The 17,458-nt window shown below is 70.5% G+C and carries 12 protein-coding genes, 1 pseudogene and 1 riboswitch; of the genes and pseudogenes, 9 read left to right on the top strand and 4 right to left on the bottom strand.

The window, feature by feature from the left end; genetic code table 11:
- A pseudogene (locus Aut01nite_RS37615) lies at positions 1-174 on the bottom strand (AAA family ATPase); the annotation flags it as partial.
- Positions 175-636: 462 nt separating this feature from the next.
- On the opposite strand from Aut01nite_RS37615, the gene leuS reads away from it, so the two are divergent.
- A complete protein-coding gene (leuS, locus tag Aut01nite_RS37620; protein ID WP_373871565.1) occupies positions 637-3,438 on the top strand; it encodes a leucine--tRNA ligase in 2,802 nt (933 codons plus the stop codon).
- Between the two features lie 223 nt (positions 3,439-3,661).
- Here leuS and Aut01nite_RS37625 read toward each other — a convergent pair whose 3' ends face one another.
- Genes Aut01nite_RS37625 through Aut01nite_RS37635 form a run of 3 tightly spaced genes read right to left on the bottom strand, consistent with a single transcriptional unit; the run spans position 3,662 to position 6,372 of the window.
- Positions 3,662-4,390 (bottom strand): TVP38/TMEM64 family protein, encoded by a 729-nt coding sequence (locus tag Aut01nite_RS37625; protein WP_043523827.1) that lies wholly within the window; start codon positions 4,388-4,390, stop codon positions 3,662-3,664.
- 49 nt (positions 4,391-4,439) lie between these two features.
- A complete protein-coding gene (locus tag Aut01nite_RS37630; protein ID WP_043523826.1) occupies positions 4,440-5,162 on the bottom strand; it encodes a type 1 glutamine amidotransferase in 723 nt (240 codons plus the stop codon).
- On the bottom strand, positions 5,152-6,372 hold the full coding sequence (locus tag Aut01nite_RS37635) for a Mur ligase family protein (protein ID WP_043523922.1): 1,221 nt from the start codon (positions 6,370-6,372) through the stop codon (positions 5,152-5,154). Before Aut01nite_RS37635 ends, Aut01nite_RS37630 begins: the two co-directional genes overlap by 11 nt.
- Positions 6,373-6,757: 385 nt before the next feature.
- Positions 6,758-6,943, top strand: a riboswitch (cyclic di-AMP (ydaO/yuaA leader).
- A 54-nt stretch (positions 6,944-6,997) separates the two neighbouring features.
- Between Aut01nite_RS37635 and Aut01nite_RS37640 the strand changes: the two genes are divergently transcribed.
- The 8 genes from Aut01nite_RS37640 to mraY all read left to right on the top strand — a co-directional run bounded on the left by Aut01nite_RS37640 (position 6,998) and on the right by mraY (position 17,335).
- Entirely contained in the window at positions 6,998-7,786 is a 789-nt protein-coding gene (locus tag Aut01nite_RS37640) for a C40 family peptidase (protein WP_052163451.1), read from the top strand.
- 720 nt (positions 7,787-8,506) lie between these two features.
- A complete protein-coding gene (gene mraZ / locus Aut01nite_RS37645) occupies positions 8,507-8,938 on the top strand; it encodes a division/cell wall cluster transcriptional repressor MraZ (RefSeq protein WP_043523825.1) in 432 nt (143 codons plus the stop codon).
- A 272-nt stretch (positions 8,939-9,210) separates the two neighbouring features.
- Positions 9,211-10,299, top strand: coding sequence for a 16S rRNA (cytosine(1402)-N(4))-methyltransferase RsmH (gene rsmH / locus Aut01nite_RS37650; protein ID WP_083998669.1), 1,089 nt, complete (start codon positions 9,211-9,213; stop codon positions 10,297-10,299).
- 248 nt (positions 10,300-10,547) lie between these two features.
- Positions 10,548-10,991, top strand: coding sequence for a cell division protein FtsL (ftsL, locus tag Aut01nite_RS37655; RefSeq protein WP_052163450.1), 444 nt, complete (start codon positions 10,548-10,550; stop codon positions 10,989-10,991).
- Between the two features lie 5 nt (positions 10,992-10,996).
- Entirely contained in the window at positions 10,997-13,282 is a 2,286-nt protein-coding gene (locus tag Aut01nite_RS37660; RefSeq protein ID WP_043523824.1) for a penicillin-binding transpeptidase domain-containing protein, read from the top strand.
- Positions 13,283-13,338: 56 nt separating this feature from the next.
- A complete protein-coding gene (locus Aut01nite_RS37665) occupies positions 13,339-14,844 on the top strand; it encodes a UDP-N-acetylmuramoyl-L-alanyl-D-glutamate--2,6-diaminopimelate ligase (RefSeq protein ID WP_043523823.1) in 1,506 nt (501 codons plus the stop codon).
- Positions 14,841-16,220 (top strand): UDP-N-acetylmuramoyl-tripeptide--D-alanyl-D-alanine ligase, encoded by a 1,380-nt coding sequence (locus Aut01nite_RS37670; protein ID WP_043523822.1) that lies wholly within the window; start codon positions 14,841-14,843, stop codon positions 16,218-16,220. The genes Aut01nite_RS37665 and Aut01nite_RS37670 overlap by 4 nt, the downstream gene beginning before the upstream one ends.
- Complete coding sequence (gene mraY, locus Aut01nite_RS37675) at positions 16,217-17,335, top strand: phospho-N-acetylmuramoyl-pentapeptide-transferase (protein WP_043523821.1); 1,119 nt, start codon at positions 16,217-16,219, stop codon at positions 17,333-17,335. Before Aut01nite_RS37670 ends, mraY begins: the two co-directional genes overlap by 4 nt.
- Positions 17,336-17,458 lie beyond the last annotated feature (123 nt).

A 17,458-nucleotide genomic window follows, 5' to 3' on the forward strand; every position in this document is an offset into this window, starting at 1 on the left:
CGCATCCTCGATCAGCAGATGGCCCTCGGCGAGCAGGACCGCGACCGCCAGCCGCACCGTCGCGCTCTTGCCCTCGATGACCTGCTCGATGTTGGCCATGATGGCTTGGGCCGCAGCGCGGAACTCGGCGCTCGTCAGCGGGCCTACCGGCTCACCCCAGGTCGGCGTTGTCACGGGCCTCCTCCAAAACGTGTCTACCCCCGTAGGGCGGAGATCACCCACCGTCAAGGGCACCGTAAGGTCGCGGGCGCCCAGCGGCCGTGGGCCTCCGGCGCTCGCCGCCCGTCCCCACAGGTTATCCCCGTACATACGTGTTGCCGAAAGGCCTGATCGGGGCCCTGTTGATAACGGCGAGGGGGGAATAGGGACGAACTCGTGCCATCCGCCATCCCAGGCTGGTCGCCTGTGGACAGCCGGGAGTATGTCACGCGCCCGCCATACCGGTCGCCGTCCGTGACGGGCGGGGAGTATCATGCATCGCATGGCTCGGTCTGTCCTGCTCCTTAGCCGGCCGTGCTGATTCGCTGACCCAGCGGACCAGGCACGGCAACCCCTCCTGCGCGAGGGGCTTTTTTATGCCCTTCGCAAGGCCCGCGCCGCAGGCCCGAACGCCGACGACGAGACGTAGACGACGAGATGGTGAAGATGAGCGAGACCGAGACCCCGCCCTTCCGTTACACGGCCGTGATGGCCGACGAGATCGAACTGCGCTGGCAGGACTTCTGGGACAAGAACGGGACTTTCCACGCGCCCAACCCGGTCGGTGACCTGGCCGACCCCGGGCATCCGCGGGCCGGCGCCCCCAAGCTGCACGTCCAGGACATGTTCCCGTACCCGTCCGGCGCCGGCCTGCACGTCGGGCACCCCCTGGGTTACATCGGCACCGACTGCTACACCCGCTTCCAGCGGATGGCCGGCTTCAACGTGCTGCACCCGATGGGCTTCGACGCTTTCGGCCTGCCCGCCGAGCAGTACGCGGTGCAGACCGGCACCCACCCCGCGGTCACCACCGCGGCGAACGTCGAGCGGTACCGGCAGCAGCTGCGGCGGCTGGGCCTGGCGTACGACGACCGGCGCTCGTTCTCGACCACCGACCCGGAGTACTACCGCTGGACCCAGTGGATCTTCCTGCAGGTCTTCAACTCCTGGTTCGACCCGTCGGTGGGCAAGGCGAGGCCCATTCAAGAGCTGATCGACGCGTACGAGTCAGGCGCTCGCGGCCCGGAATGGGCCGGCCTGTCCGCCGTCGAGAAGCGCAAGGTGATCGACGGGCACCGCCTGGCGTACGTGTCGGAGGCCCCGGTCAACTGGTGTCCCGGCCTGGGCACCGTGCTGGCCAACGAGGAGGTCACCCCGGACGGCCGGTCCGAGCGGGGCAACTACCCGGTCTTCCAGCGCAGCCTGAAGCAGTGGATGATGCGGATCACCGCGTACGGGGACCGTCTGGTCGAGGACCTGGACGCGCTGGACTGGCCGGAGCCGGTCAAACTGATGCAGCGCAACTGGATCGGCCGGTCGAAGGGCGCGCACGTCGACTTCCCGATCGACGGCAGCCACATCCGGGTCTTCACCACCCGCCCGGACACCCTGTTCGGCGCCACCTACATGGTGCTGGCGCCGGAGCACGAGCTGGTCGAGTCGATCATCCCGGCGGCCTGGCCGGAGGGCACCCACGACGTCTGGACGGGCGGGCACGCGACCCCGGCCGAGGCCGTCGCGGCGTACCGGGCGACCGCCGCGGCGAAGACCGAGGAGGAGCGGACCGCCGACGGCAAGGTGAAGACCGGCGTCTTCACCGGGGCGTACGCGGTCAATCCGGTCAACGACGAGCGCGTCCCGGTGTTCATCGCCGACTACGTGCTGGCCGGTTACGGCACCGGCGCGATCATGGCGGTGCCCGGGCACGACGTGCGTGACTTCGAGTTCGCCACGGTCTTCGAGCTGCCGATCGTGCGTACCATCGCGACCCCGGAGGGCTTCGAGGGCGCCTACGTCGGCGACGGCGAGGTGATCAACTCCGGGTTCCTGAACGGTAAGAACAAGGACGACGCCAAGGCCGCCATGATCGAGTGGCTGGAGGCGAACGGCAAGGGTGAGGGCGCGACCACCTACCGGCTGCGGGACTGGCTGTTCAGCCGCCAGCGGTACTGGGGCGAGCCGTTCCCGATCGTCTACGACGAGACCGGCCTGCCGATCGCGCTGCCCGAGTCGATGCTGCCGATCGTGCTGCCGGACACCGACGACTTCTCGCCGCGCACCTTCGACCCGGACGACGCGGACACCGAGCCGGAGACCCCGCTGTCCCGGATCAAGGAGTGGGTGCAGGTCGAGCTGGACCTGGGCGACGGCCTGAAGACGTACACCCGCGAGACCAACACCATGCCGCAGTGGGCGGGTTCGTGCTGGTACGAGCTGCGCTACCTGGACCCGAAGAACGAGAAGTTCCTGGTCGACCCGGAGAACGAGGCCTACTGGATGGGCCCGCGCGCCGACGGCGACGCCGGTGGCGTGGACCTGTACGTCGGCGGTGTCGAGCACGCCGTGCTGCACCTGCTGTACTCCCGCTTCTGGCACAAGGTGCTGTTCGACCTGGGTCACGTCTCGTCCTTCGAGCCGTTCAAGAAGCTGTTCAACCAGGGCTACATCCAGGCGTACGCGTTCCGTGACGCCCGCGGCATGATCGTGCCCGCCGACGAGGTCGTCGAGCGCGACGGCAAGTGGTACCTGGGCGACCAGGAGGTCTACCGCGAGTACGGCAAGATGGGCAAGGGCCTGAAGAACGTCGTCACCCCGGACGAGATGTGCGAGCAGTACGGCGCCGACACGTTCCGGGTGTACGAGATGGCGATGGGCCCGCTGGACGTCTCCCGCCCCTGGGACACCCGCGCGGTCGTCGGCTCCCAGCGCTTCCTGCAGCGCGTCTGGCGCCTGGTCGTCGACGAGGAGACCGGCGCCGTCCGGATCGGTGACGAGCCGCTGGACCCGAAGACCCGCAAGATCCTGCACAAGGTCATCGCCGGGGTTCGGGAGGACATGGCCGAGCTGCGGTTCAACACCGCGATCGCCAAGCTGATCGAGCTGACGAACGCGCTGACCCCGCTGCCGGTCGCCTCCCGCGAGGCGGTGGAGCCGCTGGTGCTGATGCTGTCCCCGTTCGCCCCGCACATGGCCGAGGAGCTGTGGGGCAAGCTGGGACACGAGGGCTCGCTGGCGTACACGGACTTCCCGATCGCCGACCCGGCCCAGCTGGTCGCCGACGCGATCACCTACCCGGTGCAGGTCAACGGCAAGGTCCGCGGCCGGGTCGAGGTCTCCCCGGACACCGCTGAGGCGGACGTACGGGCGGCCGCGCTGGCCGAGGTCGCCGAGGTGCTGGCCGGCCGCGAGCCGAAGAAGGTCATCGTGGTCAAGGGCCGCCTGGTCAGCGTCGTCGTCTGACACCACCCACGAGAACGGCCCGTCGCGAACCCTCGCGGCGGGCCGTTGCCTACCCCCGGCTGGTCGTCACTGCTGTCTCATCCGCGCCGAGACAGCACTGACGACCAGCCGGAGTTGACCTTGCGGCGGGGAGACCTCGCGGGGACCGGGTGGGCGGTTCCGGTGCGGGCGGAGAGCAGTTCGCGGCGTACGAGGGAAGCGGTCTTGATCGTGAAGAAGATCTTCAGGCGGCGGCGCGGGCCGCGTCGCGCCGGGCCGTGTGCCGCCACCGGAGGACGATCGCCGTGGAGATCGCGAAGCTGACCAGCGCGGGCACCAGGGTCAGGAAGTTCATCTCGCCGGGCGCGACGACGGCGGCGCCGATCACGGCGTAGGTGACCGTGGACGGGATCGCGGCGATCGTGGTGCCGAGCAGGTAGCGGTTGCGGCACACGCTGGTGGTGCCGTAGGCGTAGCCGACCAGGCCGAACGGGGCCAGCGGAAGGAACCGGACCAGCAGCACCGCGGCCAGGCCACGCCGGTTGAGCCAGCCGTCGAGGCGCGCCAGCCGGCTGCCTGCGCGGGCCTGGAGAGCGCCGCGCCCGGCCCAGCGGCCCGCGTAGTAGGTGGCGACCGCGGCGATCACCGCGGCGGCGAGGGCGGCGGTGCCACCGGTGAGCGGGCCGAGCAGAGCGCCGCAGGTCATCGTGATGATGGTGCGGGGGACGAGCACCGACAGCAGCATCCCGCCCATCACCGCGACCGCGAAGACCGCGCTCGGGCCCATCGCCGACAGGGTCTCGGCGATCTCGCGGAGCGGCAGCAGCGCCGCCGCCCCGCCGAGCGCCCCCACCCCGGCGGCCAGCAGGGCGAACCGTGCGAGGCGCTTCCGCCAGCTGGTGGGTCCGGCCTGATCAACGGTCTGAGGGTCCACGGAGTCGATGCCCCGTGGGGCGTTCAGCGTGTCGATCATGCAGGCCTACCGCCCCAGCTCTCATCGGTTCAGGTCAAGGTCATGCAGGTCATACCGGTCGTGCCGGGCTTGCCGCGGTGAGCCGCTCGTTGCGGAGCTGCTCGGTCCAACTGTCGTCAAGCGGCGCAAGCCTATCCGCGCCGGTGGACCAACGCAGTAGCAGATCGGCTATCGCTGGGTTGCGGGCGAGCGCCGGGCCGTGCGAGTAGGTGCCGAGGATCTTGCCGGCCCAGGCGCCCTCGGTCTGGCCGTCGTTGCCGATGCCGCCGGTCACCCGGGCCAGCGGCGCGGCGTGCTGGCCGACGTGGGTCCGGCCGCCGTGGTTCTCGAAGCCGGTCAGCGGGGGCAGACCGAGCCGGGGGTCGATGTCACCGCGCAGCTCGCCGACCGCCCGCGTCTCGCCTCGGTCGGAGGAGATGTCGAGCAGGCCGAGACCGGCGCACTTGGCCCCCTTCGCGTAGAACGAGTGACCGAGCAACTGGTAACCCGCGCAGATGGAGAGGACCGAGGCGCCCCGGGCGACGGCCTGGTGCAGGCCGCCGTCGGCGAGCAGGCGCTGCGCGGCGAGCGCCTGCGGGCCGTCTTCGCCGCCGCCGATCAGGTAGATGTCGGCGCCGTTGGGCATCCGCTGGTCGGAGCGGATCTCATAGGTCTCCACCGGGATGCCGCGGTCGGCGGCCCGGCGGGCCAGGATGAGCAGGTTGCCCCGGTCGCCGTAGGTGGAGAGCAGATCCGGGTAGATCCACACGATCCGCAGGGCCTCAGTTGACACGGTCCAACTCCGCTCGGATGTCCTGGAACGCCGTGTAGTTGGCGATCACTTCGAGGCGGCCGGGCGGCACGGCGGCCAGCGCCTCGTCGAAACTCTGTACGTGCCGGAACGGCACCTGGTTCACTTGCAGGCGCACGGCCAGGTCGTATGCCCGGTCGCCGGTGATCAGCACCGGCCGGTCGCGCAGCGGCGAGAAGTCCACGTCGTAGAGCCACGACGTGTCCAGGCCGTCGGGGTCCCGCGCGTTGATCGAGAGCAGGGTCGGCGCCTGGTCGGCCATGTCGAAGGCCTCCAGCCAGCTCGCCGGGTTCTTCGCCAGCAGCAGCCGGATGTTGCGGCCGTCCTTGTCGACCTGGGCGTAGCGGCCGGCGATCGACGCCACCCGGGCCAACCGGGGCAGCGCCTCGATCGGGCGGACCCCGAACTCGCCGGCCACGGCCAGCGCGGTCGCGGCGTTGCCGATGTTCACCTTGCCGGGCAGCTGCAGCTTGACCAGGTGCCAGTCGCCGCGCGGGTCGATCACGCCCTCGTCCTCGACCACCCACTGCGGGCGCGGCCGGCGCAGCGGGCAGCCGGTGCACCACCACTCGCCCTGGGCGCGCTCGATCGGATGACCGCTCTCCGGGCAGACGAACGAGTCGTCGAGCCAGCGCTGGCCGGCGCTGAACCAGGTGGTCTGCGGGCTGGCCGAGGCCGCCCACACCACCATCGGGTCGTCAGCGTTGGCGACCACCTTGATCTCCGGGTGGCCGGCGAGGGTGGTCTTCCACAGCTGTGCCATCATCGCCACCTCCTTGGCCCGGTCGAGCTGGTCGCGCGAGAGGTTGAGCAGCGCGACCACCTTGGGGCGGGTGGCGTCGATCACCTGAGCCAGGTAGTGCTCGTCGACCTCGAGGACGGCGAACGGGGTGTGCCCCTCCCGCGCCAGGGCCGAGGTGTGGCCGGTCGGCATGTTGGCGCCGAACGAGTTGGTGGCGACCCGGCCGAGCACGCCGACCGCGGCCGCGGTGAGCCGGGTCGTGGTGGTCTTGCCGTTGGTCCCGGAGACCAGAGCCACAGCACGCCCGGACGCGAGGTGGGCCAGGAGGTCAGGGTCGATCTTGAGGCCGATCCAGCCGCCGATCACCGAGCCGTCGCCGCGGCCCGCGGCCCTGGAGAGCGCCGCAGCGGTCTTCGACACCGAGGTCGCGACCTTGGCGATGAGTGGCATCTTCCCGTCCGTCACGCCAGCGAGGGTACCGGAAGCGAAGGTCACGTCGCGTTGCCAGACGGTCAAGATCACGAGGCGTTCGGTGTTTTCCCCGGTCCGGACGATTCGGACGTGGCCGCGGCCGGGGCACTGATTTTTTGTGTGTTCTGATTCACCCGTAACCTTCTACGCACCGTGTTTGGGTGAAAGCGATCTGTAATGGCATTTGTCTCGTGGAGGTAACAAACTGGACAGTAACTAATATGCCAATCACTCTACGTGATCAGCCTGGGGCTGACGATCATGGCGGAATTCAGGTAGCAAGGATCCGCCGGTGGCACTCCGCCCGCCGGCCGCACCGGATCGGTTAACGCCGAGCCCTGCCCCGGGCCGGACGGTGCGACACCGCAGTAGTAAGCCGGACCACAAGGCATTCGGGGGCAGGGACGGGGGACCCAATACCGGTCACTTCCGCATCGTCGCTCCGGCGGCGTCTCGGGAGGACCTCGGGGTGAAGCCGCCCACCCGCGGCCGGGCAAGCCTTCCCGCCCGAACCCGACAGCTAACCTCGCAGGCGTGCCGGAGGGAATTCTCTACCGTGCACGGACATCGTTCGAGCCGTCCTCGCCATCGCCGCCCGTCCACCATGGGCCCTGGCACCGCCGTCCTGTCGCTGGGGCTGTGCCTCTGCGCGGGCCAGCTGTTCGCCTCGTCGCCGGCCGCCGCGGCGGCCGCCGCCCCGGTGAACGCCACGACAGTCCCGGTCGCTCAGGCCGCGGCGGCCGCGAAGGTCACGCCGAAGCAGACCGTCTACACCGCCTCGCGGAACATCCCATGGGGTTCCACCCTCAAGGTCACCACGAAGGTGATCAACCCGAAAACCGGCAAGATCGCCAAGGGCAACGTCAGCTTCCAGGCGTGGAGCAACGGCGCGTGGCGCACCTGGAGCACCAAGGCGTCCACCAACGGCTGGGTGACCTTCACCGTCAAGCCGACCTCCAACGTGCTGTTCCGGACCCTCTTCGCCGGCTCCGGGTACAACTGGAAGCTCAGCCCCAACACCAGGGTCACGGTGCGGGCCAGCGGCGCCAAGGTTCTCGCCGAGGCGAAGCGGCACAAGGGCGCGCTCTACCTGTACGGCGCTTCCGGGCCCAACCGCTTCGACTGCTCCGGCTTCACCAAGTACGTCTACAAGAAGGCGGCCGGCAAGTCCCTGCCGCACAAGGCGAATCTGCAGCAGAAGTACGGCACGGGCATCGCCAAGAACAAGAAGCAGATCGGTGACCTGATCGTCTTCCGGAGCGGGTCGTACGGCTCGCACGTCGGGATCTACGCCGGCAACGGCTACGTCTACGACTCGCCGCACAGTGGCGCCCGGGTCGGCCTGCACAAGATCTGGAACAACAACTACGTCGTACGCCGCCTGGTCGCCTGACCGGTCCGCGCCCCCTTCTCGGGGCGAGTGCCGCACCGTAGTAAGTAAGGAATAGCAGCGCCGCTGAGGGGCGTGACCCGATCCAGGGGTCACGCCCCTCAGGCGTCTGCAGGCTTCCGTCCGGCCTTCCGGCCTTCCGTCCGTCCGGCCGTCCGGCCTTCCCGTCCGTCCGGCCTTCCCGTCCGTCCGGCCTTCCGGCCGTCCGGCCTTCCCGTCCGTCCGGCCTTCCCGTCCGTCCGGCCTTCCGGCCGTCCGGCCTTCCCGTCCGTCCGGCCTTCCGGCCGTCCGGACCGCCGCGCTCTTGCCGCGGGTCGTTCCCCCTCTCTTCCGGCGAGCCCGGGGGTTCCGGGCATCCCGGCTTCTCCACTTCCTTCCCCGGTGGTCCTCCACTTCCCTCCCCGTGCGCCCTTCGCGCCCTTCCGGGAGGCGTCGGAAGACCGTTTCGGCGGAGGGTTGGCGACCCCCAGTGCTCGATGTCGGAAACCAGACGAAGTGGATCTTGATAGCTCCCTCCACTCGGCTCCACCGCCCGTGAACAGGGCTAACGTCCGCGAAAACGCTTCGCGGGGGTTCGCTTTCGGGTTGCAGGTGGAGTGAAGTGGAGTAGAGTGGAGCGCAGTGGCAGGGCGGAGGAGCGACGCCGGACCTGCCGGCCCGAGTTGACAGGCGGCCCACTTCTCCGCGAAGGAGCGGGCGGCCACGGCAAAGGGGTGGGGGCCGATGTTTCTCGGCACGCACACCCCGCGCCTCGACGAGAAGGGCCGGCTGATCCTCCCGGCGAAGTTCCGTGATGAGCTGGCGGGAGGTGTCGTGATCACGAAGGGGCAGGAGCGCTGTCTGTACGTGTTCCCGATGCCGGAGTTCCAGCGCATCGCCGGTCAGCTGCGGGAGGCTCCGGTCACCAACAAGGCCGCCCGGGCTTACAGCCGGGTGTTCTTCGCGAGCGCGCATGACGAGGTTCCCGACAAGCAGGGCCGGGTGACGATTCCGGCCCATTTGCGGGAGTATGCCAGTCTTGGCCGTGATCTCGTGGTGATCGGTGCGAGCACCCGGGTCGAGATCTGGGACAAGCAGTCCTGGGACGACTACCTCTCGGCGAGCGAGGAAGAGTTCGCCGACATCGAGGAGGGGGTGCTGCCCGGCGGACTGTAAGGCGTGGCACTCGGTCGAGCCGCCGGTTCGGCCCGGACGTCCGAGGGTTGTTCGCGACCTATCGCAAGTAGCGGCTTGCGAAAGGTTCTCGCGGCGGTCTCCACCGTCGCGAACGATCCTCACGCCGCCGTAACGCGAGATCTCCAGCCGCTCCCGCTCCTGGCGCCTCTTCCCCGGCGCCAGGCGCGTGTTCGGACCGGTTCGCCGGCTCGGGACATGAGAGCGGATGGGGATCTGGCGGTACGGATGGACGCCCCGGGCCGGACAGCACCATGGAACAGACGAGTGAGACGCGAACGGGTACGGCGATGGGGGTCGACATGGGGGAGCCGCGGGGCACGCATGTGCCGGTGCTGCTCGAGCGCTGTCTGGAGTTGCTCGACCCCGCTCTCGGATTGCCGGGCGCCGTCCACGTCGACTTCACGTTGGGTCTGGGCGGGCACGCCGAAGCGGTCCTGGAGCGATATCCGGCCGTGGTCCTCATCGGACTGGACCGGGACACCGAGGCTCTGGCGCACGCACGTCACCGGCTGATCCGGTTCGGCGACCGGGCACACCTGGTGCACGCCGTCTACGACGAGTTGCCGCGGGTGCTCGACGAGCTGGGGGTCCCGGCGATCCACAGTGGGCTTTTCGACCTGGGTGTCTCGTCGTTGCAGCTGGACGAGGCGGACCGCGGTTTCGCGTATTCGCAGGACGCTCCGCTGGACATGCGCATGGACCAGTCCCGGGGGTCGACCGCCGAGGAGATCGTCAACAGTTACGAACCTGGTGATCTTGTTCGCGTTTTGCGGCAGTACGGCGAGGAGAAGTTCGCTCCCCGAATCGTTCAATCGATCATGCGGGAGCGGGCGAAGGTGCGGATCACCTCGACGGCACGGCTGGCCGAGCTGGTGAAGGATGCCATCCCCGCCGCCGCGCGGCGAACGGGTGGAAATCCCGCAAAAAGAACCTTCCAGGCGTTACGCATTGAGGTCAACAGGGAGCTGGAGGCGCTCGAAGGGGCGGTTCCGGCGGCTCTGGACGCGCTGGCGCCCCGAGGGCGCCTTGTGGTGATGAGTTATCAATCGTTGGAGGACAGGATCGTCAAGCGCGCACTCACCGCGAGGTCGCGTAGTACCGGGCCGGTGGACCTGCCGGTCGAACTGCCCGGTACCGGTCCCAGCCTGAGGCTCCTGACCCGCGGGTCGGAGCTGCCCAGCGATGCGGAGGTCGCGGCGAACCCGAGGGCGGCCTCGGTGAAGCTGCGAGCGGTGGAGCGGATCGACGAGCAGGAGCAGGCCCGTCGGTTCGACAAGCAGTTCGGGGCCGGCCGCGAGCGGCCCCGGTTGGCCGGGCCGTCCCGGGGCGGGACGCCGTAACGGCACTGAGTTTCAAACGCATGGGGGACCACGGCGGTTACGCCCGGGGCGAGCGATGAGGGGGAGGGAAGAGCATGAGCGAGCGATCCGGAGCGCCGCGGTCGGGGGGCCGGGCGCAGGCGCGCACCACAGCCGGGGGGCTGGGGCGCCGGGTCGGCCGCGATGCCGGGACCGGGACGGGCGCGCGGGGGCAGCGCCGGTCCGAGGGGGCCGACACGCGCCGGTCAGGGATCCGGGGCCGGGAGGCCGTGGAAACGGTCGCGCCGGTCGACGGCGCCACCGCGCTGGACATCGGGACGGCCGGGGAGCCGCAGCCGGCGCCGAGCGGCCGGCCGCGGCTCTGGGTGGCGCCGCCGCTGCCGATCCGGGCGCCGCGGGCCACCTTCGCCGCCGCGATCGTCATGGTGATCGTGGCGAGCGTGGTCGGCATCCTGCTGCTCAGCACGGAGACGATGGAACGCTCGTTCCGTCTCGCCGCCCTGCGCGACCAGAAGGCCGAGCTCGACAAGCAGCACTCGGAGCTGCAGCGGCAGATCGTCGAGAAGTCGGCGCCGGGCAGCCTGCACGCTGCCGCCCGACGGCTCGGTCTGGTGCCGGCCACCGATCCGGCAATCATCAAGCTGCCGAGTGGTGAGAAGATCGGCACGCCGAAGCCGGGCGAGGGTCCGGCCTCGCCGACGGCCGGGCGGTAACCGGCATGGCGCCGCGAGCTGACGACGACACACCGCGCCGGGGCGACCAGCCCCGGCGCGGTTCGTCGCGCGACCTGCCGGGCGAGGAGCACACCGACGACCCCCGGGAGGGGCGGCGCGGGCGGTCCAGCATCGGCGAGGCGCGGGCGTACACCCCGCGCGGGCGGACGGTCGCCGAGCGCGGCCGGCTGCCGCGTAACGGCGCTCGCGGGGGCGACCCGTTCCGGCCGGCGCTTCAGGTGCTCGACGGCGGCGAGAGCGGCCAGCGGGCCACCCGGGGGCGCGGCCGGCCGGTCGAGCCACCGGCCCCGCGGGAGAAGGACAAACCGCGAGACCGGGAGAAACCGCGCGAGCGGGAGAAGCCCCGGGACCGGGAGAAGCCCCGCGAACGCGAGCGGCCCCGTGAGCGGGAGAGGCCGCGCGAGCGGGAACGCGAGCTGCCCCGGGCCGGGGAACGGGACGCGCGTCCCCGTACCCCGAAGGAGAAAGCCGGACCACGGCGGACCGCCACCAGAAGGCCCGTCCCGTCCGAGCCGCCGAAGCTCGCCAACAGCACCCGCCGCCTGCGGCTGGGCACCGTCCTGGCGCTCTCGCTGTTCGTCACGATCGGCGTCCGGCTGGTGGTGCTGCAGGTGGCGACCTCCCCGGAGGAGGCGGCGAGCCTGCTGGAGCTGCGCGAGGGGCGGCTGAGCAGCGTCACGCTGCCGGCGCCGCGCGGCAGCATCCTGGACCGTGACGGTCACCCGCTCGCCCACAGCGTCGAGGCGCGGTACGTCTTCGCCGACCCGCAGAACGAGTTGCTGCAGAAGAACCTGCCGGCCGTCGCCGAGCAGCTGGCGCCGCTCGTCGGGATCCAGAAGTCCGTGTTGATGGAGCGGATGAAGCCGAAGTTCGTGCTGGGCAAATGGACCCGGTTCCGGTACCTGGCCCGGGGTGTGAACATCGCCCGTGCCGACCAGGTGGACGCTCTGAAGCTGCCCGGCATCTACACGCACTTCGACGAGCGCCGGGACGTGCCGGGCGGCGACCTGGCGGCGAACCTGGTCGGTTTCACCGGCGACGAGCAGCGCGGCCTGGTCGGGCTGGAGGCGCGCTACGACGAGCTGCTGCACGGCATCGACGGCAAACGGGTCTTCGAGGTCGGCGCGGGCGAGCTGGACGCGCCGATCCCGGGCGGCTACCAGCACGACACCCCGGCCCAGCCGGGCGACTCGCTGAAGCTCACCATCGACCAGGACCTGCAGTTCCAGGTGCAGCGGGTACTCAACGAGGCGGGCCGGGCGCGCAACGCCACGGTCGGCGCCGCGGTGGTGCTGGATGTCAAGACCGGCGAGGTGCTGTCCCAGGCGAGCTACCCGACCTACAACGCGGCGGACCCGGAGAAGTCCCGGCCACGGGACCGGATCGACGTGGCGAGCAGCGTCGTCACCGACCCGGGGTCGACGCACAAGGCCTTCATCTTCGGCGCCGCGTTGCAGGAGGGCCTGGTCAAGCCCACCGACACGTTGACGATCGGGCCGGCGATCAAGAAGGGCGACACCCCCTTCAAGGATGTCCACTGGCAGAAGTCGGGCACCCGGATGACCCTGCCCGGGCTGCTGGCGTACTCGTCGAACGTCGGCACGATCCTGCTCGCCGACCGGCTCGGCAAGGAGAAGGTGTACGAGTACCAGCAGAAGTTCGGGCTGGGTAAGGCCACCGGCGAGGGCATGCCGGGCGAGGCCGAGGGCAAGCTGCTGGCGCCGGGGGACTGGAGCGGCTCGTCGTACGGCTCGGTGCCGATCGGGCACAGCGTCGACGCCACGCTGGTCCAGATGGCGGCCGCCTACGCCGCGATCGCCAACGACGGCGTCTACATCCAGCCGCACCTGATCAAGTCGACGATCTCCGGTGACGACGAGAAGGAGACCCCGGCCGCCGCGCCGCGGACGCACCGCGTTCTCGACACCGAGGTGGCCCGCGAGCTGCGCCTGATGATGGAGGCCGTGGTGAGCGTCAAGGACGGCACCGGGCGGGCCGCGCGGGTCGCGGGGTACCGGGTGGCCGGCAAGACCGGCACCGGCAAGATGCTCATCGACGGCGAGTACACCAGCCACAACGCCAGCTCGTTCATCGGCATGGCGCCCGCTGAGAACCCGCGGTTCGTGATCGCCGTGTCGATGGACGTCAGCAGCGGCGGTGGCGGCGACGTGGCGGCTCCGGCGTTCAGCGAGATGATGTTCTACGCCCTGATCCGTAACGAGGTGCCACCGTCCAGTAGCAAGTCGCCGAACTTCACGATCAAGGAATGACGCGGGTCGCATGGCGTTGACAACGGGCCCCGGGGTACGGGGTAGGGTCTGACGCCGTGTCCGGCATTCCACGTCCCGAGACCGTCGAACCGCGCCTCACGTCGCGGCTCGCGGAACTGTTACCGGCAGCGCTGACCGGCGGTGACGTCCCGGTCACCGGTGTCACGCACAGCAGCCGAGAGGTTCGTCCGGGTGATCTCTACGCGGCCCTGCCCGGCGCCAACCGGCACGGCGCGGAGTTCGTCGCGGACGCCGCCCGCTCCGGCGCGGTGGCCGTTCTGACCGATCCGGCCGGTCGCCCGGCCGCTGAGGCCGCGGGACTGCCCGTGCTGGTGGCCGACGACCCGCGGGCGGTGCTCGGCGCGGCCGCGGCAGCGATCTACGGGGAGCCGTCCCGGCGGCTCACCATGATCGGCATCACCGGGACGGCCGGGAAGACCTCGACGTCGTACCTGGTCGAGGCCGGTCTGCGAGCCGCCGGCCTGGTCACCGGTCTGGTCGGCACGGTGGAGACCCGGCTGGGCGAGCTGGTGGTCAAGAGCGTGCGCACCACCCCCGAGGCCACCGACCTTCAGGCGATCCTCGCCGCCGGTGTCGAGCGCGGCGTCCAGGCGGTGGTCATGGAGGTCTCCAGCCACGCGCTGGTGATGGGCCGGGCCGACGGGATCCGGTTCGCCGCCGCCGGTTACACCAACTTCGGCCAGGACCACCTCGACTTCCACCCGACCACCGAGGACTACTTCGCGGCCAAGGCGCGGCTCTTCGACGGCCGGGCCGACGCCGCTGTGCTGAACCATGACGATCCGGCGCTCGCGCCGCTGCGCACACCGTCCACGGTCACCTATTCGGCCGCCGGGGACACCGCGGCGACCTGGTGGGCCTCCGACGTGCGGCCGTCCGATTTCGGTCAGCGGTTCGTCGCGCACGGCCCGGACGGGCTGACCGTCGAGGTCGGCGTGGCGCTGCCCGGCCTGCACAACGTCGCCAACGCGCTGCTCGCGCTGGCGCTGCTGGTCGCGACGGGCGTGGACGCCCGGGTGGCGGCCGAGGGCATCGGCGCCTGCAACGGCGTCCCGGGCCGGCTGGAGCGGGTGGCCTCGCCCGGTGAGGTCCTCGGTGTGGTCGACTACGCGCACAAGCCCAACGCGATCGTCGCGGCGCTCGCGGCGCTGCGCGGCCTGGCCGCCGCGCGGCACGGCCGGCTGATCTGCGTCATCGGCGCCGGTGGCGACCGGGACCAGGGCAAACGCCCGCTGATGGGTGCGGCCGCCGCGCAGGGCTCGGACCTGGTGATCATCACGGATGACAACCCCAGGACCGAGGACCCCGCTGTCGTACGATCGTCGATCCGCGCCGGCGCCGAAGAGGCGTCCACCGGCGCGAAGGTCATCGAAGTGCCGGGCCGCCGCGCCGCGATCGACGAGGCCGTGCGCCTGGCCGCGCCCGGTGACGTGATCGCGGTGCTCGGCAAGGGCGCCGAACAGGGGCAGGAGGTGAACGGCGAAGTGCTGTCGTTCGACGACCGGATCGAACTCGCCGCCGCGCTGGAGGCCCGCGCATGATTCCGCTGACCCTGGGCGAGATCGCCTCGATCACCGGCGGCCGGGTCGTCGGCGACCCCGCCGTGACCGTGACCGGCGACGTCGAGTACGACACCCGCAAGATCGGGCCGGGCGGCCTGTTCGTGGCCTTCGCCGGCGAGAAGGTGGACGGCCACCACTTCGCCGCCGCCGCGCTCGCGGCGGGTGCGGTCGCCGTGCTCGGCACCCGCGAGACCGAGGCGCCCGGCGTGGTCGTCGACAACCCCCTCGACGCCCTCGCCGCCCTGGCCCGGGTGGTCGTCTCCCGGCTGGACAAGCTCACCGTGGTCGGGCTGACCGGCTCGTCCGGCAAGACCACCACCAAGGACTACATCGGCCAGCTGCTGTCCCGCCTCGGCCCGACCGTGGCGCCGGCCGGCTCGCTCAACAACGAGCTCGGGTTCCCGTACACCGTGCTGCGGGCGAACGAGGAGACCCGTTTCCTGGTCCTGGAGATGGGCGCCCGCGGGATCGGGCACATCCGGTACCTGACCGAGATCGCCCAGCCGTCGATCGGCGTGGTGCTCAACATCGGGGCCGCGCACCTCGGCGAGTTCGGTTCCGTGCAGGGGACCGCGCAGGCCAAGGGCGAGCTGGTGGAGGCCCTGCCGCCGTCGGGTGTGGCGATCCTGAACGCCGACGATCCGCTGGTGGCCGGGATGGCCCCGCGTACCCGGGCCCGGGTGGTGATGGTCGGGTCCTCCGGCTCGCTGACCGCTTCGGACGTCTCCCTGGACGCCTCCGGCCGCGCCTCCTACCGGCTCACCTCCGGTGCGGAATCCGGCCGTGTCCGGCTCTCCGTGGTGGGGGAGCACCAGGTCGCCAACAGCCTGGCCGCCGGCGCCGTGGCGCTGGCCGCCGGAATGGCGTTCGAGGACCTGGTCACCGCACTCGGCGAGGTCGGCATCGTCTCCGGCCGCCGGATGGACGTCTTCACCCGCGCCGACGGCGTGACGGTCATCGACGACTCCTACAACGCGAACCCCTCGTCGACCGCGGCCGCGCTGCGGTCGCTCGCGTCGATGGGCGCGGGGAAACGGACCACCGCCGTCCTCGGCTACATGGCCGAACTCGGCGAGCACGAGGTGTCCGGGCACGCCGAGGTCGGCCGGCTCGCCGCCGAACTGGGGGTGGACCGGCTGATCGCGGTCGCTGTCGAAGCCGGCCCGATCCTGGACGGCGCGGCCGGCGTGGCCGGATGGCGGGGCACGGGGCTACTCGCCGCCGACCAGGCCGCCGCGATCGAGATTCTGCAAGCCGACCTGCGCGCCGACGACGTCGTGCTGGTCAAGGGTTCCCGGTACCGCACATGGGACGTCGCCGACCGGCTGCGTTCTACAGGAGGTTCAGCCCTGTGAGGGCAGTCATCGTCGCGGCCGCGGTCGCCTTTCTCATCTCGCTCTTCGGCACCCCGATCGCGATCCGGGTCTTCTCGGCGCTCAAGGCCGGTCAGCCGATCCGCACCATCGGCCCGCAGACCCATCTGGGCAAGCGGGGCACCCCCACGATGGGCGGTGTGGCGTTCATCCTCGCCACCGTTCTCGCGTACGTCGCCGGGCACCTGGCCCTGACCACGCTGCCGGACCGGCAGATCGCCCAGGAGAAGCCGACCATGACCGCGCTGGTCCTGCTCGGCGTGTTCGTCTTCTGCGGCGCCGTGGGCTTCATGGACGACTTCCTGAAGGTGCGCAAGCGCAACTCGGACGGTCTCAGCGCCAAGGGCAAGCTGCTCGGCCAGCTGATCATCGGTACCGGCTTCGGTATCGCCGCGCTCTACTTCCCGAGCACCAACGGCCAGACCGTGGCCAGCGAGAAGATCTCCTTCATCCGGGACGTGAGCTGGCTGGACGTCGGCAAGGTCGGCTCGGTCATGGTGTTCGTCTTCGTGATCATGGCGATGTCGAACGGCGTGAACCTCACCGACGGCCTCGACGGCCTCGCCACCGGCGCGTCGATCCTGGTGCTCGGCGCCTACTCGCTGATCGGCTTCTGGCAGTACCGGCACTGGTGCGGCGACGAGGACTACGTCGGCGAGGCCGGCTCGCTCACCGCGCAGCACTGCTATCAGGTACGAGATCCGCTGGAGATCGCGATGATCGCGGCCGCGGCGGCGGCGGCCTGCGTCGGCTTCCTCTGGTGGAACACCAACCCGGCCCGGATCTTCATGGGGGACACCGGCGCGCTCGCGCTCGGCGGCCTGATCGGCGGGCTGGCGGTGGCCACCCGGACCACCCTGCTGTCGGTCATCATCGGCGGCCTCTTCGTGATCATCACGATGTCCGTGGTGATCCAGATCATCTCGTTCAAGACCACCGGCAAGCGGGTCTTCCGGATGTCGCCGCTGCAGCACCACTTCGAGCTGGCGGGCTGGAGCGAGGTCAACATCGTGGTCCGGTTCTGGATCATCGCGGGTATCTGCGCCGCGATCGGCCTGGGCCTGTTCTACAGCGACCACTTGGCGGTCATGGGCTGATCCATATCGGTGAAGACGCCTGAAGGGGTCGCGGCCAGTCGGCCGCGGCCCCTTCAGATTTTCGTAACGGTCCATCCGGCCGTTTCGTCTTGTGGTGATTTATGCGTCCTTAGGCTGTCAATC

The organism is Actinoplanes utahensis (genome assembly GCF_016862455.1).
GTDB classification, from domain to species: Bacteria; Actinomycetota; Actinomycetes; order Mycobacteriales; family Micromonosporaceae; genus Actinoplanes; species Actinoplanes utahensis.

Bases quoted from the DNA above. Each gene is read 5' to 3' on its own strand.
- rsmH (WP_083998669.1), top strand. From the start codon at position 9,211: ATGGAACAGACGAGTGAGACGCGAACGGGTACGGCGATGGGGGTCGAC.
- Aut01nite_RS37640 (WP_052163451.1), top strand. From the start codon at position 6,998: ATGGGCCCTGGCACCGCCGTCCTGTCGCTGGGGCTGTGCCTCTGCGCG.
- Aut01nite_RS37670 (WP_043523822.1), top strand. From the start codon at position 14,841: ATGATTCCGCTGACCCTGGGCGAGATCGCCTCGATCACCGGCGGCCGG.
- Aut01nite_RS37625 (WP_043523827.1), bottom strand. From the start codon at position 4,390: ATGATCGACACGCTGAACGCCCCACGGGGCATCGACTCCGTGGACCCT.
- Aut01nite_RS37635 (WP_043523922.1), bottom strand. From the start codon at position 6,372: ATGCCACTCATCGCCAAGGTCGCGACCTCGGTGTCGAAGACCGCTGCG.
- Aut01nite_RS37660 (WP_043523824.1), top strand. From the start codon at position 10,997: ATGGCGCCGCGAGCTGACGACGACACACCGCGCCGGGGCGACCAGCCC.
- mraZ (WP_043523825.1), top strand. From the start codon at position 8,507: ATGTTTCTCGGCACGCACACCCCGCGCCTCGACGAGAAGGGCCGGCTG.
- leuS (WP_373871565.1), top strand. From the start codon at position 637: ATGGTGAAGATGAGCGAGACCGAGACCCCGCCCTTCCGTTACACGGCC.